This window comes from Paractinoplanes hotanensis, from assembly GCF_023717965.1.
In the GTDB taxonomy this organism is placed as follows: domain Bacteria; phylum Actinomycetota; class Actinomycetes; order Mycobacteriales; family Micromonosporaceae; genus Actinoplanes; species Actinoplanes polyasparticus.
In genome coordinates, this window is the sequence record NZ_JAMQOL010000006.1 from 80,215 (window position 1) to 104,050 (window position 23,836).

Annotated in this window: 29 protein-coding genes; 16 read left to right on the plus strand and 13 right to left on the minus strand. The window is 71.0% G+C overall.

Annotated elements, in window-relative coordinates; translation table 11 throughout:
* Positions 1–217: 217 nt before the first annotated feature.
* Positions 218–1,141 carry an SDR family NAD(P)-dependent oxidoreductase gene (locus LXN57_RS04680; RefSeq protein ID WP_251796736.1) on the minus strand — a complete coding sequence of 308 codons (924 nt, stop codon included), beginning with the start codon at positions 1,139–1,141 and terminating at the stop codon, positions 218–220.
* A 158-nt stretch (positions 1,142–1,299) separates the two neighbouring features.
* Here LXN57_RS04680 and LXN57_RS04685 point away from each other — a divergent pair, with 158 nt between their 5' ends.
* The gene (locus LXN57_RS04685) at positions 1,300–1,944 is read left to right on the plus strand and encodes a TetR/AcrR family transcriptional regulator (protein WP_251796737.1); all 645 of its coding nucleotides are present in this window, start codon (positions 1,300–1,302) and stop codon (positions 1,942–1,944) included.
* A 71-nt stretch (positions 1,945–2,015) separates the two neighbouring features.
* The gene (locus tag LXN57_RS04690; protein WP_251796738.1) at positions 2,016–2,159 is read left to right on the plus strand and encodes a PIN domain-containing protein; all 144 of its coding nucleotides are present in this window, start codon (positions 2,016–2,018) and stop codon (positions 2,157–2,159) included.
* On the opposite strand, the gene LXN57_RS04695 is transcribed toward LXN57_RS04690, so the two are convergent.
* Positions 2,133–3,116 carry an ArsR/SmtB family transcription factor gene (locus LXN57_RS04695; protein WP_251796739.1) on the minus strand — a complete coding sequence of 328 codons (984 nt, stop codon included), beginning with the start codon at positions 3,114–3,116 and terminating at the stop codon, positions 2,133–2,135. The two genes, LXN57_RS04690 and LXN57_RS04695, sit on opposite strands and share 27 nt — an antisense overlap.
* Here LXN57_RS04695 and LXN57_RS04700 point away from each other — a divergent pair.
* Complete coding sequence (locus LXN57_RS04700; RefSeq protein WP_251796740.1) at positions 3,088–3,396, plus strand: isocitrate lyase/phosphoenolpyruvate mutase family protein; 309 nt, start codon at positions 3,088–3,090, stop codon at positions 3,394–3,396. The two genes, LXN57_RS04695 and LXN57_RS04700, sit on opposite strands and share 29 nt — an antisense overlap.
* On the opposite strand, the gene LXN57_RS04705 is transcribed toward LXN57_RS04700, so the two are convergent.
* Positions 3,374–3,688: a hypothetical protein gene (locus LXN57_RS04705; RefSeq protein WP_251796741.1), complete on the minus strand. Its 315-nt coding sequence runs from the start codon at positions 3,686–3,688 to the stop codon at positions 3,374–3,376. The genes LXN57_RS04700 and LXN57_RS04705 overlap by 23 nt on opposite strands.
* Before the next feature lie 189 nt (positions 3,689–3,877).
* Here LXN57_RS04705 and LXN57_RS04710 point away from each other — a divergent pair, with 189 nt between their 5' ends.
* A complete protein-coding gene (locus tag LXN57_RS04710; protein ID WP_251796742.1) occupies positions 3,878–4,837 on the plus strand; it encodes an AraC family transcriptional regulator in 960 nt (319 codons plus the stop codon).
* 17 nt (positions 4,838–4,854) lie between these two features.
* On the opposite strand, the gene LXN57_RS04715 is transcribed toward LXN57_RS04710, so the two are convergent.
* Positions 4,855–6,531: a serine/threonine-protein kinase gene (locus tag LXN57_RS04715; RefSeq protein ID WP_251796743.1), complete on the minus strand. Its 1,677-nt coding sequence runs from the start codon at positions 6,529–6,531 to the stop codon at positions 4,855–4,857.
* Between the two features lie 117 nt (positions 6,532–6,648).
* Here LXN57_RS04715 and LXN57_RS04720 point away from each other — a divergent pair, with 117 nt between their 5' ends.
* Positions 6,649–8,349: a CocE/NonD family hydrolase gene (locus tag LXN57_RS04720; RefSeq protein WP_251796744.1), complete on the plus strand. Its 1,701-nt coding sequence runs from the start codon at positions 6,649–6,651 to the stop codon at positions 8,347–8,349.
* Here LXN57_RS04720 and LXN57_RS04725 read toward each other — a convergent pair whose 3' ends face one another.
* Positions 8,350–8,712 (minus strand): YybH family protein, encoded by a 363-nt coding sequence (locus LXN57_RS04725; protein ID WP_251796745.1) that lies wholly within the window; start codon positions 8,710–8,712, stop codon positions 8,350–8,352.
* The gene (locus LXN57_RS04730) at positions 8,712–9,905 is read right to left on the minus strand and encodes a serine hydrolase domain-containing protein (RefSeq protein WP_251796746.1); all 1,194 of its coding nucleotides are present in this window, start codon (positions 9,903–9,905) and stop codon (positions 8,712–8,714) included. Before LXN57_RS04730 ends, LXN57_RS04725 begins: the two co-directional genes overlap by 1 nt.
* 34 nt (positions 9,906–9,939) lie before the next feature.
* Here LXN57_RS04730 and LXN57_RS04735 point away from each other — a divergent pair, with 34 nt between their 5' ends.
* The 5 genes from LXN57_RS04735 to LXN57_RS04755 all read left to right on the plus strand — a co-directional run bounded on the left by LXN57_RS04735 (position 9,940) and on the right by LXN57_RS04755 (position 13,890).
* On the plus strand, positions 9,940–10,407 hold the full coding sequence (locus tag LXN57_RS04735) for a hypothetical protein (protein WP_251796747.1): 468 nt from the start codon (positions 9,940–9,942) through the stop codon (positions 10,405–10,407).
* A 46-nt stretch (positions 10,408–10,453) separates the two neighbouring features.
* On the plus strand, positions 10,454–10,828 hold the full coding sequence (locus LXN57_RS04740; RefSeq protein ID WP_251796748.1) for a VOC family protein: 375 nt from the start codon (positions 10,454–10,456) through the stop codon (positions 10,826–10,828).
* Between the two features lie 25 nt (positions 10,829–10,853).
* A complete protein-coding gene (locus tag LXN57_RS04745) occupies positions 10,854–11,423 on the plus strand; it encodes a dienelactone hydrolase family protein (RefSeq protein ID WP_251796749.1) in 570 nt (189 codons plus the stop codon).
* Between the two features lie 164 nt (positions 11,424–11,587).
* On the plus strand, positions 11,588–12,208 hold the full coding sequence (locus LXN57_RS04750) for a TetR/AcrR family transcriptional regulator (protein ID WP_251796750.1): 621 nt from the start codon (positions 11,588–11,590) through the stop codon (positions 12,206–12,208).
* Entirely contained in the window at positions 12,205–13,890 is a 1,686-nt protein-coding gene (locus LXN57_RS04755; RefSeq protein ID WP_251796751.1) for an MDR family MFS transporter, read from the plus strand. The genes LXN57_RS04750 and LXN57_RS04755 overlap by 4 nt, the downstream gene beginning before the upstream one ends.
* 83 nt (positions 13,891–13,973) lie before the next feature.
* Here the strand turns inward: LXN57_RS04755 and LXN57_RS04760 are convergent, their stop codons facing one another.
* Entirely contained in the window at positions 13,974–14,330 is a 357-nt protein-coding gene (locus tag LXN57_RS04760; protein WP_127497678.1) for an STAS domain-containing protein, read from the minus strand.
* A gap of 328 nt (positions 14,331–14,658) precedes the next feature.
* Here LXN57_RS04760 and LXN57_RS04765 point away from each other — a divergent pair, with 328 nt between their 5' ends.
* Positions 14,659–15,621, plus strand: coding sequence for an AraC family transcriptional regulator (locus LXN57_RS04765; protein ID WP_251796951.1), 963 nt, complete (start codon positions 14,659–14,661; stop codon positions 15,619–15,621).
* 26 nt (positions 15,622–15,647) lie between these two features.
* Here LXN57_RS04765 and LXN57_RS04770 read toward each other — a convergent pair whose 3' ends face one another.
* Positions 15,648–16,013, minus strand: coding sequence for a hypothetical protein (locus tag LXN57_RS04770; protein WP_251796752.1), 366 nt, complete (start codon positions 16,011–16,013; stop codon positions 15,648–15,650).
* Positions 16,014–16,321: 308 nt separating this feature from the next.
* Between LXN57_RS04770 and LXN57_RS04775 the strand changes: the two genes are divergently transcribed.
* Positions 16,322–16,612, plus strand: coding sequence for a hypothetical protein (locus tag LXN57_RS04775; protein WP_251796753.1), 291 nt, complete (start codon positions 16,322–16,324; stop codon positions 16,610–16,612).
* A 14-nt stretch (positions 16,613–16,626) separates the two neighbouring features.
* On the opposite strand, the gene LXN57_RS04780 is transcribed toward LXN57_RS04775, so the two are convergent.
* The 4 genes from LXN57_RS04780 to LXN57_RS04795 all read right to left on the minus strand — a co-directional run bounded on the left by LXN57_RS04780 (position 16,627) and on the right by LXN57_RS04795 (position 20,168).
* The gene (locus LXN57_RS04780) at positions 16,627–18,105 is read right to left on the minus strand and encodes a molybdopterin-dependent oxidoreductase (RefSeq protein ID WP_251796754.1); all 1,479 of its coding nucleotides are present in this window, start codon (positions 18,103–18,105) and stop codon (positions 16,627–16,629) included.
* Positions 18,105–18,734, minus strand: a complete 630-nt coding sequence (locus tag LXN57_RS04785) for a fasciclin domain-containing protein (RefSeq protein ID WP_438872830.1) — start codon at positions 18,732–18,734, stop codon at positions 18,105–18,107. Before LXN57_RS04785 ends, LXN57_RS04780 begins: the two co-directional genes overlap by 1 nt.
* Positions 18,735–18,816: 82 nt before the next feature.
* Positions 18,817–19,554 (minus strand): anti-sigma factor, encoded by a 738-nt coding sequence (locus LXN57_RS04790; protein ID WP_251796756.1) that lies wholly within the window; start codon positions 19,552–19,554, stop codon positions 18,817–18,819.
* Positions 19,551–20,168, minus strand: a complete 618-nt coding sequence (locus tag LXN57_RS04795; RefSeq protein WP_251796757.1) for a sigma-70 family RNA polymerase sigma factor — start codon at positions 20,166–20,168, stop codon at positions 19,551–19,553. The genes LXN57_RS04790 and LXN57_RS04795 overlap by 4 nt, the downstream gene beginning before the upstream one ends.
* A 142-nt stretch (positions 20,169–20,310) precedes the next feature.
* Between LXN57_RS04795 and LXN57_RS04800 the strand changes: the two genes are divergently transcribed.
* Complete coding sequence (locus LXN57_RS04800; protein ID WP_251796758.1) at positions 20,311–20,811, plus strand: SigE family RNA polymerase sigma factor; 501 nt, start codon at positions 20,311–20,313, stop codon at positions 20,809–20,811.
* A complete protein-coding gene (locus LXN57_RS04805; RefSeq protein WP_251796759.1) occupies positions 20,808–22,034 on the plus strand; it encodes a hypothetical protein in 1,227 nt (408 codons plus the stop codon). The genes LXN57_RS04800 and LXN57_RS04805 overlap by 4 nt, the downstream gene beginning before the upstream one ends.
* Here the strand turns inward: LXN57_RS04805 and LXN57_RS04810 are convergent.
* Positions 22,015–22,920 carry a Gfo/Idh/MocA family protein gene (locus tag LXN57_RS04810; protein ID WP_251796760.1) on the minus strand — a complete coding sequence of 302 codons (906 nt, stop codon included), beginning with the start codon at positions 22,918–22,920 and terminating at the stop codon, positions 22,015–22,017. The genes LXN57_RS04805 and LXN57_RS04810 overlap by 20 nt on opposite strands.
* A gap of 108 nt (positions 22,921–23,028) precedes the next feature.
* Here LXN57_RS04810 and LXN57_RS04815 point away from each other — a divergent pair, with 108 nt between their 5' ends.
* Both LXN57_RS04815 and LXN57_RS04820 read left to right on the plus strand, forming a co-directional pair.
* On the plus strand, positions 23,029–23,394 hold the full coding sequence (locus tag LXN57_RS04815) for a hypothetical protein (protein ID WP_251796761.1): 366 nt from the start codon (positions 23,029–23,031) through the stop codon (positions 23,392–23,394).
* The gene (locus tag LXN57_RS04820) at positions 23,387–23,836 is read left to right on the plus strand and encodes a hypothetical protein (RefSeq protein WP_251796762.1); all 450 of its coding nucleotides are present in this window, start codon (positions 23,387–23,389) and stop codon (positions 23,834–23,836) included. Before LXN57_RS04815 ends, LXN57_RS04820 begins: the two co-directional genes overlap by 8 nt.

Sequence of the window (23,836 nt, forward strand, 5' to 3'; positions counted from 1 at the left end):
GCCGCGCCATCTGGCGCAGGACCACACTCGACTTACGACTTAAGTAGCAAGCTCAACCAGCGCTCAACCCGGACCATACCGCCGACCGGCCCCGCAGATCGGCCGGGCTCGCCGCAACGACGTAGTGCCGCTGAAGGCCTCGAGAACCTCAAGATCACCGGATCCGTGCCCGCTTCGTCAAATCCACTCTGGACATCAACACAGAGTCTCCGACCACTCAGGATGCGATTGAGAGGCGCAGGTCCTCTACCATTTCCCAAAGCTGGCGTTCACGAGCGGGGTCGTAGGACTCCTTGGACGAAGAGACTTCTCGTGTGCGGTCGATGTAGGAGCCGGAAGGTGCCGGGATGCGCCCGAGCGCGACGTCGGCGAGGTGTCGGCCGGCGTTCTTCTGGCTCGAGGCTATCGGGGTCAGCGTCATCAGCGGCATGATCCGTCGCCCCACGAACCGGACGGCTGCGCCTGCTTCGCGGCTCAGGCCGGTGCCGGGCACGAACCCGGGGTTGTAGGCGACGATGTCGACGCCCTGCGGGAAACGTCGTGCGTACTCGTGGATGAGGTAAATCGCGGCGAGCTTGCTGGTGGAGTATGCGGTCCCTCCCGCGGTGACGGTGTTCGGCTTCGGGAACGCGCGGATGCGGGCCAGGCTGGCCGGGTCTTGCCATGACGGCGCGGGCATCATTCCCGCGTTATGGCGAAAGTCGCCGAAGTGAGCGTCGCTGACGGTGAGAACGATCCGTGACGGCGCCTTGAATCGGTCCTGCAGAAGGCGGAGAAGGACGTGATTGGCGAGGACATTGACAGCGAATGTCGCCTCGAACCCGTCCGGGCTCTCCGTGACGTTGTTCGTGTAGAGCAGGCCGGCGTTGCCGACGAATCCACGCAGCGGTGGCAGATCTCCCGTATCGAGCCGCTGGATCAGTTCATCAGCCGCCGCACGGACGCTGCCCAGCGATAACAGGTCCGTCGGGATTGCTGTCACGGCGCGCCCGCCTTGGCCTAGATGAGCGGCAAGCTCAGTTCCCGCGGCGCCACGGGCCAGGAGTACGAGATGCGCCTCAGGATCGCCTTCGAGAATGCGGTCGACGGCGACACGGCCGAACCCCCGGGTTGCGCCGGTCATGACAATGGTGTGGGTCACAGAATTCTCCCTTGTTGAGCCCGACGGGCTGCCGGTGACGGGGGCGGTCTGTGCCATGCCCACCCATAACTATGTCGCGTAAATTTACTGCGTATAGCTACGGTAGCGCTCCTTTACCCCGTCGTCAACGGCGCCCTTTACGAGATAAAGTAAGCCGCATGCCACCCCGACCCCCAGCCTCCGAACGACTCCACCGCGACGAGGTCCTGTCGACCGCCCTCGCCCTCGCCGACGCCGACGGACTCGACGCCGTCACGCTGCGCCGGGTCGCCGCCGCCTGGAACGTCACACCCATGGCGCTGTACTGGCACTTCAAGGACAAAGACGCCCTGCTCGACGCGCTGATCGAACGGATCCTCGGCGAGGTCGACCTGACCGCCAGCGGCAAGGCCGACCTGCGAACCGTGATGACGGCTCTGCTGCGCGTCCTGCGTGCGCACCCCGCCCTCGCCGAGATCACGCCGACCCGCTTCATGCGCACGGACGCCGGCATCGATCTGGCCGAGCGGGTCATCGCACTGCTGCGCGCCGAGGGGCACTCCCCGGTGGCCGCCGCCCAGCTAAGCATCTTCCTGCTCAACGCGCTGATCGGGTTGGTGATCCGCCAGCCGGGTGACCCCGCCGCCGACCCGGCCCTGCGGGAGTCCCTGCTCACCGCCAAGCGCGCGCGACTGAAGTCGCTGTCCCCGCAGGACTACCCCAACCTGACCGAAACCGCCGACTTCTTCCTTGGCCTGCCCGACGAGCAGGAGTACTACGAGCGAGGACTGACCATGCTCCTCGACGGGGTACGTCTCACCTGACCAGCCGAGCACAGGAGACTCTGCGAAGTTCCCGCAAGGGCATCGTCACCCAGACGGTCACCCCGCCTACCGTGCGCAGTCTCGACGCCATTCACCTGGCCACCGGCCTACGCCTGAAGGATCAGGATCGACTGACGTCGTTCGTGACCTACGACAAACGGCTGGCCGAAGCGGCTTCGGCGGCCGGTCTACCCGTGGATATGCCCACCGGCTGACGGCTCGACTGGAAACGATGGCGGTTGATTGCCAGTGGCTGCCATCAGGGCTTCGGCTGCTGGGGTTCGGGTGTTGAGCAGCGAGCGGCCTTGGCGGTGGGTTGTCACCAAGCCGGCGGCTCGCAGAGTGGTCAGGTGCTGGGAGACGCCGCCAGGGGTGATGCCTGTGCGGTGGGACAGGTCTGTTGTGGAGAGTAGGGCGGACAGCTCCACCAGCATCCGGGCTCGGCTGCGGCCGATCAGGGCCGTCAGGGCGTCGGGGACTGCGGGTGAGGCCTCCCACAACGTGGCCGCGGCTCGGGCGGGGTAGGCCAGTTGCGGGACGGGGCCGGCGGAGACGCTCAGGACCGTGGGCCAGACGAAGATCGAGGGGATCAGGATCAGGCCGGCGCCGGTGGGGACGTCGGCGGCCGCGCAGTGGGGCTGATTGATGTGCAGGGTGCCGTTGTGCCAGGTGACCTGAGGGTGCAGGTCGGCCAGCACGCCCGCTGTGCCCTCCCCGGCCAGGCGGCGGGCGCGGTAGTGGATCTCGGCGTCGAGCAGCGATTTGATTCTGGGCCAGGTGGGAGCCACCGCGGTGTGCCAGAACGCCTCGATCTCGTCGGACAGGCGGGACAGGCCGGCGCTCGGGTCGGCGTAGAGGCCGGCCACGGGGGCGGGCATCAGGTCCAGGTGGACGCGGACCACCTCCGGTGGGGTGGCACGCAGGGTCGCCAGTTCCGTGGACAGGTCGGCGGCCAGGCCGGTGGGCGGCGGGGTCAGGAAGTCGGGGGCGTAGCCGCCGGGCGGCGCCACCAAGGCGCCGAGCAGGCTGTCGGCCGGTAGGTGCGCCCGGCCGGCCCAGTCGCGGTAGAGCGCGGGCACGCCGGGGGCGCGCAGGACGCGTACGGCCGCCAGCACCTCCCACAGGCAGGAGACCGCGAAGCGGATGCGGGTGGCGGCGGGGGCCGACGGCATCTTCGTCCCGGGGGTGGTCGATCCCGCCGTCATCCGCGAGCTGGTGCGGCTTCCGGCGCCGCTGAACGTCCTGATCGGATCGCCGGCCGGCCCGAGCGTCGCCGAGCTGGCGGCGCTGGGCGTGGCTCGGGTGAGCCTGGGCTCGGTGGTCGCCCAGGCGGCGTACGCGACGGTCCGGCGGGCCACCCAGGAGGCGCTGACCTCGGGCACGTACGCCGCCGTGGCGGACGCGCTGGACTACGGCTGGATGAACGACCTCATGACTCGGCGTAGCGCGTAGGCGGGAACGGGTTGTCCGCGCTGAGCGGGGTGGTCTCGCCTTCCGCCTCCTGGCGGGCGGTGACGCTTTCGATGTCCTGCTCGCCGTTGTCCGCCTGCGGGTCGAACGGCACCGGGTCGTCGGTGGCGGCGGGGACGTCGCTGGGGTTGTAGTCGATGACCCCGGCGTCGGCCCGCTCCTCGTCGGTGCGGCGAGCCAGCTCGTCGTCGTCGAGGTGTGCGGGGGCGCCGCCGTGGAACCGGCGGTCACGGCGACCCTCTTCGGCCTCGGTGTTCACATCGTCGCTTGCCATTTCGCTTCCCCTTCCCTCCGGGCTCGCGCCTGTCCTACCCGGCCCCTTGGTGGTGGTAACCGAAGCGTGCCCTGGATCGCAGCGACATACCAGCGGGCGACACGCAGCGTGCCGACTTGCCGAGCGGAGCGTTACACCGTAGGTGTTCTGGGGTAGGCGTGCCGCCCCCGCGGCCGCGAAAGGGAACCCATGGCACTCACAGCAAAGCCGGAACGGTTCGACGTGCGGACCCGGGACCGCAACGTCGCCGCCGAAGCCATCAGCCGCATCGCCCGGCACCGGGCCCGAGTCTCGTTCGACGACCCGGACGCGGTCGACCTGCGCTTCCACGAAAGCCTCTACGGCGACATCGACAGCACACTGATCCGGTTCGGTGGGGTGCGCTACCGGGCCGAGGCCGAGCCCATGCCGTTCCTGCTGACCGGCTTCATCGCCGAGGGCGGCGCCTGTCTCAAGAGGCCGGGCGAAACCGTGTCGTTGCCGCGCATGCAGGGCATGCTGTTCCCGCCCGACACTCCGATCACCGGCGAGTACGACGATGCCGTGCTCGTCCTCCTGCGATTACCCGTCGAAGTCGCCGGGGAACTGGCCGAGGCCGCCACCGGCCTCCCGGCCGAGAAGCTGGAGTTCACCGGGATGACGCCGGTGTCCGAGCAGGCACGCCGGCTGTGGGTGCAGACCGCGGACTTCGTGTGGCGACAGCTGAGCACACCCGGCGCCGAGCCGCCGCCGTTGGTGACAAGCCAACTCCTGCGCCTCGTGGCCGCCACGGTGATCTCGGTGTTCCCCAACACGTCCATGATCGGAAACGTCGGCCCGGACGGCGGTCAGGTGGGCCCGGGGGTGCTGCGGCGGGCGACCGCCTTCATCGAGGAGCATCCCGCGAGCCCGCTGACCGTCCGCGAGATCGCTGACGCGGCCGGTGTCGGCATCCGTGCGTTGCAGAGCGCGTTCCGCCGCCACCTCGAGGTCACCCCCATGGGGTACCTGCGACGCGTACGCCTGGAACGCGTGCACCGCGAGCTGCGGGCCGGCGGCGTCACCGTGCAGGAATCGGCCCGGCGCTGGGGTTTCGCCAACCTGGGCCGGTTCGCCGCCGAATACCGCGCCGAGTACGGCGAGGCCCCGAGCCGGACCCTGCGCGGCTGACCACCGGGCATCAACCGTCAGAGGGGCAGCACCACAGGGGTCGGCGTCTCTCCCACGCACGTGACGGCCATCCGGTATTTCGCCTTGGCCCCGGTGAACAGGATCCGGGCGGTGAAGGCCGGACCGGCCTCGATGAACTGCGCCGTGAAACCGTCGGCCGGCTCCGGCTCGGTCAACGTGGCCTTGCCCTGGGCGCAGGTGGCCCGGACGGCCCCGCCGGGCGATTCGAGCCGCTTGCCCGGGGGCGGCGCCACCGCCGAAGGTGACAGCGACGGCTCACCCGACGTGCTCGGCGAGGGCGGCCGGGTCACATCGGGCGAACCCGGCTGCGCCGCGGAGGGTGCGCGTGACGGCACCGGCCCGCTGCCCACGATCACGCCGCGACCGGGCTCCCCGGTGACCGCGGGGGCAGCACCGCCGGGCCAGCTCGCGCCCGCCGTGGACCCGACCGGCGCGCTGACCGTGGTGGTGGGCACGACCGGGAGGACCGGGGCGCCCGCGTCCTGCTGCTGCTTCTCGGCCTCGGAGCCGGCGACGACGAGCCAGATCACCAGCCCGGCCGCGGCCACGACGGCGACGGCCCCACCGGCCAGCAGCTGTTTCCGGCTGACGGCGGGCCCACCGGCCAGACCCGTTTCGAACCGCCGGCGTGAGCCGCGCGCCGGCCGGTCGAGCGCGGTGGCCGGCCAGACCGAGTTGTGCGGCCGGTCGAACCGGGACGACTCACCCAGGTTGCCTCGCGTGGCCGGGGCGCCGGCCACGATCGGACGGTCGTTGGGCCGCGCCACGACGGTGGGCTGGGCCCGGTAGCGCAGCGCCTCGGCGGGCGGCGCGGGCCGTGGCACCCGGACCGACGTGGGTTCGTCGTCCTCGCGTACGACATCGGCCGCCGCCGCCTCGGCCGCGTCACCCAGCGTGGCCGCCACCTCGGTCGCGGTCGGTCGCATGGCGGGATCTTTTCGCAGGCAGCAGTCGACCAGCTCGGCGACCGCGGCCGGCACGCCCGGCAGCTGCGGCAGCGGAGCCGGCTCGACGTACACGTGGGCCTCGAGCATCTGGGTCGTGCTTTCGACACTCCACGGTGACTCGTGGGCGAGCAGCCGGTAGAGCAGCACACCGAGCGCGTAGATGTCGGAGGCCGGCTCGACCGCGTCGCCGGTGAGACGCTCGGGGGCCAGGTAGGCGGGGGTGCCGACCAGCCTGTCCTCCGGAGCGGCGGGCCCCACCGCGGCCGCGATGCCGAAGTCGACCACCTTCACACCGGTCGGCGTGACCATGATGTTGGCCATCTTGATGTCGCGGTGGGCCAGGCCGTGCTCGTGGGCCGCGGCCAGCGCCGCCGCGACCTCGCCGCAGATGCGGAAGATCGTGCGCGGCGGCAGCGGCCCGGACGACGCCCGCTGCTGGAGCGTCGGCCCGTTGACCAGTTCCATCACGACGTACGGAAGATGGTCGGCCTCGCCGTAGTCGTAGACCTGGGCGATGTTGGGATGCGACAGGGTCGCCGCCGAGCGGGCTTCCTCGCGGATGCGGGCGCGTGACTGCGGGTCGCCGGCGAATCGGCCGGCCAGCACCTTGACCGCGACCGGGCGACCCAGCACCTCGTCGCGGGCGCGCCACACCACGGCCATGCCACCCCTGCCGAGTTCACTCAGCAATGTGTAGCGGCCGCCGAGAGCCTGCCGAACCTCCACCGTGGCAGTCTGCCCTTCCGGCCGGAAAATCGCACATCCGAGTAAGGCTCGAATAGCGCTCGCTTTCGCATTACGCCTATGGTTTCCGGGCACCGCAAGAATTGATCAAGGAGCGTCATGGCGAACTCGATCCGGCAGCGAATCGCGGATGCCACGCTCGGCCGCCTGGTGCGGCAGAGCCCGGCGGCGAACGACTATGTGACGGCGGCGGTGCGCACACCGATGCGCGACGGCGTGGTGCTGCTGGGCGACCACTTCGCGCCGGTCACCGCCCGGCCCCGGGGGACGGTTCTGATCCGTACGCCGTACGGCCGCGGCTTTCCCTCGTCGGCGCTGAACGGCCGGCTGTTCGCGGCGCGTGGCTACCACGTGATCATCCAGAGTGTGCGGGGGACGTTCGGCTCGGGCGGCCGCTTCGAGCCGATGGCCCAGGAGGCCGCGGACGGCCAGGACACCGTCGCCTGGCTGCGGGAACAGCCGTGGTTCGACGGCCGGCTGGCCACCCTGGGCGCGTCGTACCTGGGCTGGAACCAGTGGGCGCTCCTGCAGGACCCGCCGCCGGAATTGCGGGCAGCCGTCGTCTATGTCGCTCCCCACGACTTCCGCGAGGCCGTCTTCGGCACCGGCGCGTTCACCGTCGGCGACTTCCTGGGCTGGAGCGACATGATCGCCCATCAGGAGGACGGTGGACTGCTGCGCCGGGGGGCCAGCGGCATCTCGGCGTCGCGGCGGCTCCGGCCCGCGCTGCAGGGTTTGCCGTTGCCGGACGCGGCCGGCCCGGTGCTGCGCGGGCGTGCGCCCTGGTACCGCGAGTGGCTCTCCCACCCCGACGGCGACGATCCCTGGTGGCAGCCGTACCGGGCGGGCGGCGCGCTGAGCAAGGTCGAGACGCCGGTGCTGCTGATCGGCGGATGGCAGGACCTCTTCCTCGAGCAAACCCTTCAGCAGTACGAGGCCCTGCGCGCCCGCGACGTCGAGGTGGGCCTGACCGTCGGCCCGTGGACCCACCTCCAACTGGGCGTGCAGGGCGCCGCGACGGTGGCCCGCGAGAGCCTGGCCTGGCTCGACCAGCACCTGGCCGAGGGCCCGCGGGCCCGCCGCTCCGCGGTGCACGTCTTCCGCACCGGCGAGCGCCGCTGGCACGGCCTGGCCTCCTGGCCACCCGCGTCGGCCCCGGCCGTCTTCCAACTGCACGCCGACGGCACGCTGACCCTGGCGGCCACTCCCCCGCCCGTGGCCGGTGAGCCGGCGACTCCCCCGGCTGCCGTGTCCCCGCTCGAGTCGCCGGCGGGCGAGACGCTGAGCTTCCGCTACGACCCGGCCGACCCGACGCCGACCGTAGGCGGGCGTACGCTCACCGGCTCGATGGGCGTGAAGGACAACCGCCGGCTGGAGGCCCGCCCCGACGTCCTCACCTTCACGACCGACCCGCTGCCGACCGCCGTCGACGTCAACGGCTCGCCCACGCTCGAACTGGCCGTGGCCGTCGACCCGGCCCACGCGGACGTGTTCGCCCGGCTCTGCGACGTCGACCAGCGCGGCCGCTCCCGGAACTTCGCCGACTGCATGTTGCGGCTCGATCCGGCCGTGCCCGCCGGCGAGGTGCAGCGCCTGTCGCTCGTGCTCGACCCGTGCTTCCACCGCCTCGCAGCCGGGCACCGCCTGCGCCTGCAGGTCTCGGGTGGCTCGTTCCCCCGGTTCGCCCGCAACCTCGGCACACCGGGCGCCCCGGCCGAGGCCCACACGCTGTGGCCGCAGGACCACACCGTCCACTGCGCACAATCGCGCCTGACCGTCCCGGTCGCCGCGACCGATTGATCATTTGTCGTGCGGGTGTTTCATCCACCATTCGGTGAATTGGCGCGCCTGACCCAAATTGTCGAGCCGGAGCACCCACAAATTGCTGTAGGTGTCGTCCGGATAATGCGTCGTCGCCTCGATGATCGCGAGATCCTCGGTGACGAGCACCGGGTGCCACTCGAAGGTCGTGGTGCCCGGATCATCCTTGATCTTCAACCATTGTTCGACGATCGCGGCCCGGCCGAGCCACGGTTTCGCGTACGGCTCGGTGAAATAGGCGGCGTCGGAGGCGAAGAGGTCGGCGATGTGCCGCGGATCGTTGGACTCCCACGCCTTGCGGTAGTTGGCGACCCACGCCGTCACCGCGTCGAGACTGGTCATCAAGCCTCCCCAGGCCGCTCCCGCCCCGTTCCGTAGGCCAGCTTACTGAACTCGGGCAGCGCGCCGTTCCACAGCAGATCGCTGACCTGGCTGAGCACGATGAAGATCAGATCTTCGCGCGGGTCGGTGAACCAGTCGGTGCCGTACCCGCCGGCCCAGCCGTAGCGACCGGGGCCACCCACCTCGTCGTCGCGGACCGTCACGGCGAGACCGTAGCCCCAGCCCTGGCCGTCGAGGAAGAAGCCACCGCCGGCGATCTGCTCGTCGGTGAGGTGGTTGGTGGTCATCGCGGCCACGGACTTCTCGGAGAGCAGCCGGGTGCCGCCGTGGACGCCGCCTTCGAGCAGCAGGCGGGCGAAGGCCAGATAGTCGTCGGCCGTCGACAGCAGGCCGGCCGACCCGTTCGGGAACGCCGGCGGGGCGCTCCACACCTGGAGCGGCTCGATCTCGGAACGGCTCAACCGGCCGGTCGCGCTGTCGGTCTGGTAGTGGACCGGCAGCCCGGCGACCCGGTCGGCGGGCTGCCAGAAGCCGGTGTCACGCATGCCGAGGGGTGCGAACAACCGCTCCCGCAGCAGCTCGCCGAGGGGCCGGCCCGACGCCCGGGCCAGCAGCACGCCGAGCACCTGGGTGCCGGCGTTGTACATCCACTGCTCCCCCGGCTGGTGGATCAGCGGCAGCGACCCGAAACGCCGGATCCACTCGTCGGGGCCGAGCCCGGTGCGCGGCTCGGGTTCGGACAGCCGCAGGTCGAGATCGCGCCAGGCCCGCACGATCGGGTACGGCGGGTCGACCTCACCCTCGGGACCGACCACGATGCCGAAGCCGAGCGTGAAGGTCAGCAGATCCTCCACGGTGACCGGGCGCTCGGGCGGAACCGTGGCCTCGATCGGGCCGTCCGGGCGGACCAGCACCTGCTGGCCGGCCAACTCGGGCAGGAAGCGGGCGACCGGCTCCTCCAGGTCGAGCACATCGTCCTCGGCCAGCATCATCGTGACGGCGGCCAGCACGGGCTTGGTCATCGAGGTGATGCGGAACAGCGTGTCGCGGCGCATCGGCACGTCGCCGCCGAACTCGGTGACGCCGGCCGTCTCGACCCACACGTCGTCGCCGCGGGCCACCAGGGCCACCAGACCGGGAAAATCGCCGCGCTCGACCCGCGCGGCCATGGCTTGCTGGAGTTGACTCGGCATGGGCCCCACCCTGCCAGGTCGTTAGGGTCCTGGCATGGATCACAACTGGCGGCACCTACCGGCGCCGGCCCGGCCGATCGCGGCCGCGGCCACCACGGCCGTGGTCGCGGCCCAGGCCCGCGACGGCGAGGCCTTCGAGTCCGCCGCGGCCGGGCTGGCCACACTCGAGCAGGGCCAGACCGGTCTCATCCTCGGCACAGCCACCCGCCTGCTGCTCGAGCGGGCTCACCCCGACGGCCTCGACAGCGACGCCGTGCGCGAGGTGCTGGCGCAATGCGTACGCTCGGCCGCCTCCTGGCATCCGGCGACCGACGCCATGGTCGTCCTCTACCTGCTGGCCGCCGCCCTCGGCGTGCTCGACGACGAGACCGAGCCGCCCAAGCCCGACGAGCTGACCCGCCACGCCGCGCTGCTGCTGGCCCATCTGCTCGGCGCCCGCCCGCCGCACGAGATCCTCACCGCGGCACTCGCCGAGATCGAGCACACCCAGCTGAACGACTGATCGTTGATCCTCCGCGAGAGATTCCGGCAAAAGGGAGGAAGCGGGCATGGCGACGTCGACGGATCCGGGGCTGCTGCTGCGCCCGATGCTGCATGTGGACGACCTGGCCGCGTCCATCGCGTTCTACCGCCATCTGGGCGGCGAGGTCATCCACGGCGGCGAGGACACCGACTGGGTGCTCATGCAGCTCGGCACGACCCAGATCGGCCTGCTCACCCGGCCGCCCGACCGCGGCCGCGGCGAGGACAAGGTCGAGCTGACGTTCGACGCGTCGATGCCGCTGGCCGAGCTCGAGTCCCAGTTGCACCGGGCCGGCGTCCCGGTCGACGAGGTCGGCACCGACCGCGACTACGGCGAGCAGCTTCACGTCCGCACGCCTGAGGGCCTGCTCCTGAAGATCAGTAGTCGCCAGTCCGCCTGATTTGGCCCTGCGGCACCATTGACGTATGGCGTCGGTCGCGATCTTCCACTCCCTCTACGGGTTGCGGCCGTCGGTGCTCGGCGCGGCCGAGCGGTTGCGCGCGGCCGGCCACACCGTCGTGACCCCCGATCTGTACGGGCTACCGCCGGCGAATTCGTTCGAGCAGGCGGCCGCCTTGGCCGACAAGGTGGGCTGGCCCGAGATCGTCGGCCGGGCCCGGGCCACGCTCCGAGACATGCCACCGCGCACCGTTCTGGCCGGCTTCTCCATGGGTACGGGCGTGGCCGACGAGTTGCTGGCCGAGCGCCCGCACACCGCAGGCCTGCTGCTGCTCTCCGGCGCCGCGATCACCGCTGCCCGGATTCCGCCCGGCCTGCGCGCTCAACTGCACGTGGCCGACCCCGACCCCGATTTCGTGCCGGCCCCCGCCATCACCGGCTGGGCCGACGCCATGGACGCGGCGGGCGCGATTTTCGAGGTGTACCGCTACCCGGCCGTGGGCCATCTGTGGATGGACGAGGACCTGCCCGACCACGACCACCTGGCCACCGACCTGCTGTGGTCGCGCTGCACCGAATTCCTGCGCCTCTCCTGACCGCGCGCCCTGTGGACAACCTCGTCCTCCGACCTTGACAACCGCGTAGCGTCGCGCCACGTCCCGGGGTGGGAGGGGGAGGCGGTGGCACCCCGGGGTAACGCGCGTCACCTGCAGTCGGTAAAAGTTTGCAGCTGCTGCAACTTTGGTTCTAGCCTGCCGGTGTGGCCGAAACCGAACCCGCGGCGCCGACTCGTCGCGATCGCAAGAAGCAGCAGACGCGCGCGGCCCTGATGGCGGCGACCCTGCGCCTGGTCGACGAGCGCGGCCTCGAGCACGTCACGGTGGAGGACATCAGCGAGGCGGCTGACGTTTCCCCCCGCACGTTCTTCAACTACTTCGCCACCAAGGACGACGCGCTACTCGGCGGGCCGCTGCCGCACGGGCCGTCGATGCACGACCGCCTGCTGGCGGTGCCGGCCGACGTGCCGCTGGTGCCGGCGATCCTCCAGGCCATGAGCGCGGACATCGCCGAGATCCAGAGCGAACGCGACCTCTGGGTGACCCGGCTCCGGGTGATCAAGAGCAACCCGTCGCTGCTGCCGCTGCTGGTCGCCCGGGGCGAGTGCGCCGAGGAGGAAACCGTCGTGGCCGTTGCCGCCCGGACCGGGCTGTCCACCGACGACCTCTTCCCGCAGCTCGCCGCCACTCTGGCCGGGGCCGCGTTCCGCACCGCCATGATGCGCTGGGCCACCACCGGCGACAACCTGTACGACCTGGTCCGGGAGACCTTCGAGGTTCTCGAGAAGGGCCTGGCACCCACTCACGAGGAAGTCATGCGATGACACTCACCAGTCCGCCCGATCGACCGGATCCGGCCCTCCGCGCGAAAGCCACCGTGGCCGAGGACGCCGTCGCCCTCGGCGGCGTGCCGATCACCGCGGAAGCGGCCGACAAGGCCGCCTCGGCCGACGGGACCTCCGGCGAACGGATGTCGCGGGGCGAGGTCGTCCAGGCCCTGTCCGGCCTGATGCTCGGCATGTTCGTCGCGATCCTGGCCTCGACAGTCGTGTCCAACGCGCTGCCGCGGATCATCGCCGACCTCGACGGCAGCCAGTCCGTCTACACCTGGATCGTCACCACCGAACTGCTGGCGATGACGGCCACCGTGCCGCTCTGGGGCAAGCTGGCCGACCTGTACAACAAGAAGCTGCTGATTCAGATCTCGCTGCTGCTCTTCGTGGCCGGCTCGCTGATCGCCGGCTTCACGCCCGACGTCGGCGTGCTGATCGTCAGCCGCGTGGTGCAGGGCATCGGCGCCGGCGGCATGACCGCGCTGGCCACCATCGTGCTCGCGGCCATCATCCCGCCGCGCGAGATGGGCCGCTACTCCGGCATGTTCGGTGCGGTCTTCGGCGTCGCGACCATCGCCGGCCCGCTGATCGGCGGCGTCATGGTGGACACGTCGTGGCTGGGCTGGCGCTGGTGCTTCTTCATCGGCGTGCCGTTCTCGGTCGCAGCGATCGCGCTGCTGCAGAAGACCCTCCACCTTCCTTCCGTACGACGCCCCGGCGTGAAGATCGACTGGCTGGGCGCCTTCCTCATCACGGCCGGTGTCAGCACCCTGCTGATCTGGTCGACCCTGGCCGGGCAGCACTTCGACTGGGCGTCCGGCGCGACCGCGGCGTTCGTGGCCGGCGGTGTCGTGCTGCTGGCGCTGGCGGTGTGGGTCGAATCCCGTGCCGAGGAGCCGATCATCCCGCTCGGCATCTTCCGCAACCGCACCGTCACCCTGACGATCATCGCCAGCGTGCTGGTCGGCGTGGCCATGTTCGGCGGCACGGTGTTCCTGTCGCAGTACTTCCAAGTCGCGCTCGGTAAGTCCCCGACGGTCGCCGGTCTCATGAGCCTGCCGATGATTTTCGGTCTGCTGGTGTCCTCGGTCGTTGCCGGAGCACTTATCACGAAGACCGGCAAGTGGAAGATCTACCTGGTCGCCGGGGCCATCGTCATGACGATCGGCATGCTGCTGCTGAGCACGATCGGCGCGACCACCAGCGTCCTGGTCATCTCGGTGCACATGGCGGTGCTGGGCATCGGCGTCGGCATGCTGATGCAGAACCTGGTGCTGGCCGCGCAGAACGACGTGCCCGCGGCGGAATTGGGCGCCGCCACCTCGACGCTGACGTTCTTCCGCAGCATGGGTGGCGCGATCGGCGTCAGCGCCCTGGGCGCCGTCCTGGCCAGCAAGGTGACCTCGGGCTTCGCCGAGAAGTTGGGCGGCGCGGCGGCGGGCGGCGGCGCTGCCGAGGTGCCTGACGTGAGCGCGCTGCCCCCGCAGGTGCTCGACATCGTGAAGGACATCTACGGCACGGCGACCGCGGAGCTGTTCCTGATCGCCGCCCCGATCGCCGCGCTGGCGGTCGTCGCCGTCCTGTTCATCAAGGAGAAGCCGCTGTCGAACCTGAGCGGCGACGAGCGGCGCGCGCAGGAGGAAGCGGCAGCGACGGGGATCCCGCTGCACTGAGAACCCACACGCCCGGAGCCCAAGGGCATGGATCGTCCGCAGGCACGCCGGGCCGCTCCCCTCGGGGGCGGCCCGGTCGCGTGTCAGGACGGGCGCAGGCCCACCGACGTGCGCGGCGAGGGCGGCTCGGCGCAGCCCAGCAGCCCCACCAGGCCGGACACCCAGAGCTGGCGGTAGACCGTGGGGCTGGGGTGGCTCACCACGAGTTTGATGCCGCTGGCGGCGGCCGTGTGGAAGCAGGCCACCAGGATGCCGATGCCGATGCTGTCGATCAGCATGACCCGCTGCAGATCGAGGCAGATCTTGCCCGGCGTGGAGCTGGTCAGCACGTCGTTGACGGCGTCCCGCATCACGTGGGCGTTGTCGAGATCGATCTCACCGCTGGGTGCGATCTCGACGGTGCCATCAGCCAGCTGGCGCGTGGTGATCGGCAGATACACGGCTGCCCTCTTCCTGGCATCGAGCGGGCCGACGCCGACTTCCGCGTGAAGGACGCTCCGCCGGCCGGTAATGACCTGGATGGCGTCGGACGCCTCGCCCGGGCGCCGCTCTCCGACCGCGTTCCTACAACAATCCGCTGGTCTGCAAGTTACGCCACGTAGGCGCGGAACGCCAGAGTAGTTCATATGGCCTGAATGTGCTGGAACGGTCAGTGCGTGGCGGCAACGTTGACGATCGACGTCCCGGGGTCGAATACTCACCGTATGCGATGGGACCTACTTCGGCATGGCTGACGTCACCCCGAGGTCGGCCCAATTGCTCTCCGATATGCCGGAAGTAGCCCACTTCAGCGGCGTGGATATCGATGAAGCACGCTCGGTGCTAAACCGTTTCTACTACCCGGTAGCAGTGGGTACGCCGGAGGACGGGGCTGACTTTCAGCTAGGCGTGGGAGTGATCCAACTCGGACCTCTTACGGTCGGACAATTAAGCTTCGCGAGCGCCGTGACGCTGCTCGTGGCCGAATTGGACGCCTATCACGTCACCATGCCCACGCTCGGCCGCCTGCACGCCCGGCACGCCGGCCACGAGGTCGTCGCCGGCCCGCTGACGGGGGTGATCTTCGGCCCCGGCAGCCCGGTCTACACGTCCCGGGAGGCCAACTCGGCCGAGGTCGCGGTGAAGGTCGAGCGCAAGGCCCTGGAAGCGGAATTGTCGGGACTGCTGGGATACCCGATCGAGGGACCTCTGCTCCTTCCACCGGAGGTCGACCTGTCCACCGGCCCGGGATACAGCTGGAGCCGGCTGGTCCGGCTGCTCTGCGAGGAACTACCCCGCGAGGGCAGCCTCTTCTTCGAGCCGCTGATCGCCGAGCAGCTGCGCAGCACGGTGCTCAGCGGCCTGCTGCTGAGCGTCCCCCACCGCTACCGCGACGAGCTGACCGGCCCGATCGCCGCCGGCCCGCCCCGAGCCATCCGCCGGGTGGTCGACGCCATCCAGGCCGAGCCCGAGCGGCCGTTCACGGTGACCGAACTGGCCCGCGTGGCGAACATGAGCGTCCGGTCGCTGCAGGAGGGCTTCCGCCGGCATGTGGGCACCGCCCCCATGACGTACCTGCAGCGGGTGCGCCTGGGCCGGGCGCACGAGGCCCTGCGGCGGGCCGACCCCGTTCGGGTGACGGTCGCGGCCGTCGCCCACCGGTGGGGCTTCGCCCATCTGGGCCGGTTCGCCTCGGCCTACCGCAGCCAGTTCGGCGAGTCGCCGTCGGAGACCCTGCGGTCACCCCGCTGAGATACCGGAACCGGCGAAGCGAAAATTCACTCGCCCGGGTCACTGCGGCGAGGCTGTGGGACCTCGTTGGCCGTCGGGCGGACCGGGGCCAGGCCGAACAGATGGCCGCGCGGGGGAACCCACTCGCGCCACGGGCCCAGTCGCATCGGGACCGCCGCCAGCTCGCCGTCACCGGCCCCGCGCTGGGTGCGCAGATAGGCCAGCACGCGCGCGGCGGCCAGGCCGCCGTCCTCGGCCAGGCCCAGCAGGAGGCGGCGGGTCTCGTCGGACGCGAGGTCGCCCGAGGTCAGGCCCGGCTCGTCTTCGACGGGGCGGCGCAGCAGCGCGGCCAGGCCGGCCAGCGCCTGCAGCACGTCACAGGCGTCCCGTTCGGCATCGGACAGGCTGGTCACGACCGTCCTCCCCGGCTCTCGGTCATGCGTTTCCCCCTCACCACGCCGTTCCGCGGAGGCTCGGGCGCAGTCACCGCCGGACCCCGCGAACGGACGTCAGAGCGAAAATGTATTCGGCCCACTACTAAGCGTCCATCCGTAACGCGCAAGTCCTGTCCAGTTAGCGCTCAGTTTGGCCGGTGGAGACCATCATCGTCCCTTTCGGGCCTCCACATCGCGCGGGCCACCAACGGGATGCCCGCCACACAATGGGTCAGAAGAGACGAGGGTGGGGTAGAAGATCTGTCAGCCGATGTGGGGAGGACACCATGAGCGACGAGATTCGTCAGCCTCTGGAGGAAACACCCGAGGTCGCCGGCGCCATCGAGGACGATGTCGCGGTCGACGCGTTCATCACGGGCGGCGGCGCGGACCGCGACACCCCGGAGTTCCTGCAACCGGGCGAGGAACCGGTCGTGCGGACCGGCGCCGACCAGCCCTGGGACCCCGAGGACCTGGCCGTAGCCGAGGGCCGCGACCCGACCCCGGCCAACATCGAGCGCGCCCGCGAGGAACTCGAACGCGATGGCGCTGCCGCCATCGAGCGCACCGTCCCCTGAGAAACGGACGGACGCTACGAGACCGTCACGCTGATCGTGTGCCACCCCGTGGCTCCGCTGGGGAACGGGGTGGCCCTCGACTGCGTCTGCACGGCCCCGGTGCGATCGGTGGCTCGTACGGCGATGGAATGCGGCCCGGCGACGGCCGGCCACGAGTACCGCCACTGCACCCACGTGTCCACCGACGGCGCCGGCAGCAGTTCGGCCTGCGCCCACGGTCCGTCGTCGATCCGCACCTCGACCGCCTCGATCCCCCGCCGCTGCGCCCACGCCACCCCGGCCACAGTCACCGTGCCCGCCGTCAGCCGGGCGAAGGGCCGGGGCCGGTCGACCCGTGAACCGGTCTTGACCGGGGCCTCGGCCGCCCACCCACGCGAGACCCAGTACGGGTCGAACTGGTCGAAGGTGGTCAGCTCGAGCGAACTCAGCCACTTGCACGAACCCGCGTAGCCGTACACCCCCGGGGTCAGCATGCGCGCCGGGAAACCGTGTTCGAGCGGCAGCGGCTCGCCGTTCATGCCGACCGCGAGCATCGCGTCGCGCCCGTCCAGCAGAGTCGCCACCGGCGTGCCGATCGTCATGCCCTCGACCGAGCGCGCCACGAGCTGTTCGGCGCCGGATTTCACGCCGAGCGAGCGCAGCAGCGGAGCCAGCGGCACGCCGAGCCACCGAGCCGTCCCAAGGTACGGCCCGCCCACCTCATTGGAGACGCAGGTCATGGTCACCGGCCGCTCGATCAGCGGCAGGGCGAGCAGATCCGCGAACGACAGCCGCAGCTCCCGGTCGACCATGCCGTGCACGCGCAGCGACCAGCCGTCGAGGTCGATCCGCGGCACGGTCAGCGCGGTGTCCACCCGGTAGAAGTCCTTGTTCGGCGTGAGCAGCCCGGCGTCCACGGATGGTCCGGTGTCGGCCGCAGCCGGCAGGCGCACCGATTCCCGAGCCCGGGCCCGAGCTCCCCCTACCGAGCGGCGCACTGCCACCGCTCCGCCCGAGGCGACCACGGCTCCACCGGCGACCAGAGCGGCGGCCCGCAGGAAACGCCGGCGATCCACCCGTACGCCGGAAGTCCGATCACCACCCCGCAGCAGCCACCACAGCGCCAGCCCGGCCAGCGCCGCTCCGACCAGCGAGGGCACCACGTCGTAGGGCTCGGCAGCCGGCCGCGACAACGCCGCGCCCGCACCGGCCAGGCCGAGCACCGCCGGACCGGCCACCACGAGGAGCGGCCGCCGACGACCCGCGATCCCGGCCACCGCGGCCAGAGCCGCCACCACCAGCCCGATGACCGTGAGCAGCACCGGCTTGTCGGACGTCCCGAGCTCGCGTACGGCGAACTCCTTCACCGCCGTCGGCGTCGCATCGATGACCGCGCCGCCGACCGCGATCAGCGGCCCGGCCGCCGGCCGGGTGGCGGCGGCCAGCACCTCGGCCGTCGCCACCCCGAATCCCGCGGCCACCAGTCCGGCCGCCGCCCCCGCCAGGGCTCGCATCAGCTCTTCGGCATCAGGACGGAGTCGATGATGTAGACGGTCGCGTTGGCCGTCTGCACGTTGCCGCAAACCACCGACGCGGCTCCGTTCACCTTGAAGTCCTCGCCGCTGCCGCTGACCGTCAGGTCATCGCCCTGGAGGGTCTTGTGCGCGCCGGCCAGCGACTCGGGCGCGAGCTTCCCGGGCACCACGTGGTAGGTCAGGATGCTGGTCAGGGTCTTCTTGTCGGCCAGCACCTTGTCCAGGTCGGCCTTGGGGATCTTGCCGAACGCGTCGTTGGTGGGCGCGAAGACGGTGATCCCGTCGGCCGAGTTGAGCGAGTCGACCAGGCCGGCCTTCTTGACCGCGGTCACCAGCGTCGAGAGGAGCGGGTTGCCCGAGGCCGCGGTGGCCACCGGCACCTGAGCCATGGCCTGGAAGCTGCCCGGGTTCGACGCGTCGGCCGGCACGGCCGAGCAGCCGGCGCCGAAGGTGGTCATCATGTCGGCCGGCGCCGAGCTTTCCGGCGCGCTGCTGGCCATCGTGGTCGGAGCCGCGGCCGTGCCCTCGCCGTCGGTGGAGGAATCACTGCCGCAGGCGGTCAGCGAGATCGAGAAGAGGGTCGCCGCCGCGAATGCGGTGAGCTTCATTGCACGCATGATTCGTCCCTAACTTTGGATTTTGTACCTTCACTCCTGATTCGGGACGAACCATGCGGCGGATTGGTCGGACTCAGACGAGTTTGACGTCGGCCACCATCGGCAGTGTCGGCGTCGGCGATCCCTTCGGCGGTTCGAGCGTGAGACCGACGTCGGTCGCGCCCGGCAGACCCTCGAGCACCACGACGTCGGCCACCTGGCCCTCGTTCAGTACCGCGGCCGACACCGGGGCGCCGCCGGGCCGGATGGTCCACAGTTGATAGACCCGGCCGGTCGGCGCGGCCTCGGCCGCCAGGATCACCACGCCCGCGTCGTGCAGGCGCGAGGTGGCCACCGTGACGCGGCCACCGGTCGACACGTCCTGCTTCTTCAGCACCACGTCGGGTGCGGCCAGGATCGTGCGGATACGGGCCTCGTTCGCCCGCGCCGCCTCGGCGACCCGCTGCTCATCGCGTACGCGCTGATCCTGAACCACATAGACGGCCGAGCCCGCGCCGACCGCCGCCACCACCGCGGCCGCCGCGGCCGTGAAGCGCCGCCAGCGCGGAGCCGTGCGAGCCGGAGGCGCCGCGTCGACGACCGGCGGAAGCTGACGGGTGCGCCCGACCTCGGACAGGACGTTCTCGCGGAGCCAGGGCGGCGGCACCGACCAGGTGTTGTCGGCCAGCCGCGCGGCCGTCTCGCTCAGCTCGGTCACCTCGGACCGGCACGATTCGCACTCGCGCAGGTGGCGCTCGAACGAGGCGCGTTCGATGTCGTCCACCGCGTCGAGCACGTAGGCGCCGACCAGGCTGTGGATCTCTGTGGTCACGCCGAGGCCCCCGTTCCCATGCAGTCGCGCAGGCGAATCAGCCCGTCGCGCATCCGCGTCTTCACCGTCGGCAGGGGTGTGCCGAGCAGCTCGGCCACCCGCGGATAGGAATGGCCCTGGTAGTAGGCCAACGTCACGGCCTGCCTCTGCAGTTCAGTCAGATCGTCGAGACAGCGGCGCACCTGCTGGCGTTCGAGCCGACCCGAGACCTCGTCGGCCACCGCGTCGTACGGGGTGTCGACCGACGCCACGCCGACCCGGATGGTCCGCTCGCTGGCTGCCTGTTCGGAGCGAACCCGGTCGACGGCCCGCCGGTGGGCGATCGTGAAGATCCAGGACGTGGCCGAGCCGCGCGCCGGATCGAAGCGGGCCGCCATCCGCCACACCTCGACCAGCGCCTCCTGGGTAACCTCCTCGGCCTGCGCCGGATCGCGCAGCACCCGCCGGATCAACCCGTACACGCGGGGCGCGACCAGGTCGTACAGTCGGCCGAAGGCCTTCTCGTCGCCGCGCGCAACCTCCCGCAGCAGGTCGCCCGCGTCCACCGGAGGCGGCCCCAACCCCGGAACCGCCGCCAGACGCTCCGGGCGACGGCCGACACCGCGCTCCGACATGAAATCCGCCTCTCGCCGTTGCAGCCATTCAAACCCCCATTCGGCACGCCGGGGGGCCTGGACGGGTCGCACCGCCGAAAATTTCCTACAACCTGATGCGAGAAGTCCCCGTCTATTGGTGGACGACAGGACGGGAGCGGGGATGAACGACGAGACGGACGCGGGGTACCTCGAGTACGTGTCCGGCCGGATACCGGCGTTACGGCGCCTGGCGTTTCTGCTGGGCGGCGACGAACACCAGGCCGACGATCTGGTGCAAGAGACGATCACCAAGCTGTACGCGAAGTGGCCGCACGTGGCGAAGGTCGACAACGTCGACGCGTACGTGCACACCATGCTCGTCCGCGCGTTCCTGGACGAGAAGCGCCGCGGGTGGTGGCGGGTGAGCCTGCGCGGCGCCCCACCCGAGAGACCGGCCCCGCCACCGGCGTCGTCCGACGAGAAAACCGTGCTGCGGGCCGCCCTCAAGCGGATCCCGGCCCGGCAGCAGGCGGTGCTGGTGCTGCGCTTCCTGTGTGACCGCTCGGTGGCCGACGTAGCGCAGTTGCTCGGCTGCTCGGAAGGCACCGTCAAGAGCCAGACCTCGCACGGGCTCAACGCCCTGCGGCGGATCCTGGGCGACCGGGTGGGAGGCGCGCTGTGAACGACGACGAGTACGGACCCCGGCTGCTGAGCCCGCTGCGCGAGGAACCGGCCGGACCACCCGCGATCGACGTGGTCCGGGCCATGCGCGAGGGCCGCCGCATGCGCAGGCGCCGCTGGTGGACCGGTGGCTCCGCGCTGGCCGCGCTGCTCGCCGCCGGGCTGACCGGTGGGCTGCTGGTGGCCGATCGAGGAACACCCCGGCCGGACCCGGTGCTGCCGGCCGCGTGCGCGCCGGGCGCCCTGCCGATCGGTTTGCACGAGAACGTCGAGGTGACCGGAGGCGACCCGACCGGCGCCTGGATCGTCGGCTACTCCCGTGAACCACGTGGCTCGGGGATACCCAGCTCGATTCTCGTGTGGCACAACGGCGCGCTGGTGACCGACGTCAAGCCGCCGGCCCTCAAGAAGGGCAGCGGCGGGGTCTGGATGAACGACGTCAACTCGTCCGGCGTCGCGGTCGGCGGCAACTTCGACGGCGACCCCGAGCCGTACGTCATCGAGGGCGGCCGGATCCGGAAGCTGGCCGGCGGCATCGGTGACGCGGACGCGATCAACGAGGCCGGCGTGATCGCGGGCAAGGTTGTCGCCCGCGGCGAGCCGCCGACCAGCGAACGGCCCGCCCGGTGGGCCTCGCCCGGCGCCGAGCCGGTACTGCTGCCCCTGCCGGACGACCTCAACAAGATCGCGACGAAGGTCGTCGACGTCGCCGGGGACGGCACGGTCATCGGCGGCATCAACATGAAGGCCTACCTGTGGCGGCCCGACGGCAGCCACGGGTACCTCAAGCTGCCGGCGATCGAGGGCGAGCGGGTCAACGGGTTCACCCCGATGGCCCTCCGGCAGGGATGGCTCTACGGCGCCCTCTTCACGTCACCACCCGGAGCGACATCGCCCCCGAGGCCCGGGATCGGCAAGGCAGCGGTCCACCGGTACGAGCTACGCACCGGCGCCTGGCAGAAGGTCGCCGACGACCTGAGACAGGCGCAGGTCGCCGGGGACAACGCGGAACGCTTCGTGCAGGACGAACCGAAAACCTACGACGGGCTGTCGATCCTGGACCTGCCGCCCTACGTGACTCCGGCACCGGCGCCGGACGCCTCGCCCGGCGGCACCAGCGTAGAAGTCCTCAGCGACGACGCCGGGGTCGCCTCCGGCACAACAGTGGGGTTCGAGGCCGACGGTTCCATGACGGCCGTACCGGTCATCTGGCGCTGTCGATAGCGACCGTACGACCCGAGGTGATCGCCTCCTGGGCAGCGACCAGGACGGCGGTCACCTCGGCGCCGAAACGCACGTCGAGCTCGATGGCCGGACCCCCGGCGGCCGCGGCGATCAGCTGGTCGATCGCCCGGCCCAGGGCCTCGGTCGGCGACCAGGGCGCGTCGGGCACCGGGCGCACGCCGGCCTCGCCCGCGAACTGGGCGTCCTCGCGCTCGGCGGCCGGCGGCGCGTCGACCGAGAGGGTGAGGTTGCTGATCGTGCCGCTCGCGTGCCGCAGCAGCACGTGGGTCATGTCGCGCGGGCCGGCCATCCCGGCCACCTCGGTCACCGGGCCCAGCACCGGCAGCACCAGCGCCAGCGCGTGCGGGCCGACGTCCCACAGGCCGCCGCTCTCTTTGCGCCAGGCCGATGCGCCGAACGGGTTGTCCGCGGTGAAGATCGAGCCGAGGTGGTCGACCCGGGCCTCGGTCCAGCCGCCGGTGGCCGCCGCGTCGGCCACGAAGTCGGCGATCTGCGGGAACAGCCGGCGGGTGAAGAACACCACAGAGGCGAGATTCCGCTCGGTCACCGCGGCCACGATCTCGGCCGCGGCCTCGTTGGTGAACGCGACCGGCTTGTCGAGCAGCAGGTGCTTGCCCTGCCGGGCGGCTTTCAGGGCCAGCGGGGCCTGGACGCCGGGCGGCAGGGCGACGGCGATCGCGTCCACGTCGGCCAGCAGTTCGTCCTGATCGGCGTACGCCCGGACGCCGTGCTCGCCCGCCAGTTCGGCCGCCTTGTCGGGATTGCGGCCCCACACCCCCACGAACTCGGCGTCGGGGTGTGCGGCCAGCGCGGGGGCGTGGGCCAGATGTGCCCAGGGTCCAGTGCCGAACAGTCCGAAGCGCATCTTTGTCGCCTGCCTCTCTGACCGGTTTGGTTCATTTCGGTTTTCCGCTGCGGGTAGGCACAGCAGCCGCAAGCTACCAGGGCGAGATCCATCAGTACCCTGTGGCGAGTGAACGGTCCTCTGTCGGTGGCGACCATCATCGCTGCCCTGGTACTGGCGGCGTGGTATCTGCTGCGATCAGCCCTCAACCGCGCGCCCAGCCGCTTCGACCTGCTGGCCGCGGCCGCCCTCAGCGCGCTCGTCGCCGTCCTCCTGGTGATCGCCGTCGTCGGCCTGTTCGGCGACTCCCGGCCGAGCGACACCGTCACCTTCATCGGCTACCTGATCACCACCATCGCCTTCACGCCGGTCGCCGCCTACCTGGCCCGGCTCGAGCCGACCCGGTGGGGCAGCCTCATCCTCGGCGTCGCCTGTCTGGTGATCCCGGTTCTGGTGCTGCGTCTGCAGCAGATCGCGTCGGTGACCGGTGCCTGAATCCTCGACCCGCCCCCAAAACCCGCGCCGACCGGCCGACGCCGCGCTCGGCTCCGGCCTCGGCCGGGTGCTGCTGCTGGTGTACGGCGTCTTCGCGCTCTCGGCCAGCGCCCGCGCGCTGGTACAGATCACCACGAAGTTCGGCGAGGCGCCGCTGGCCTACCTGCTCTCGGCCTTCGCCGGCCTGGTCTACCTCTCGGCCACCGTCGGTCTCGCCGTCGGCGGCACCCGCGGCCGCCTGATCGCCCTGGTCAGCTGCTCGATCGAGCTGCTCGGCGTGCTCGTGGTGGGCGTCCTGACCGTGGCCGACGCCGGCGACTTCCCCGACGACACGGTGTGGTCGCATTTCGGCGCCGGCTACGGCTACGTGCCGCTGGTGCTGCCGTTCATCGGCCTGTGGTGGATCTGGCGCCACCGCCCGCAGCCCGGCGACCCGGCCTAG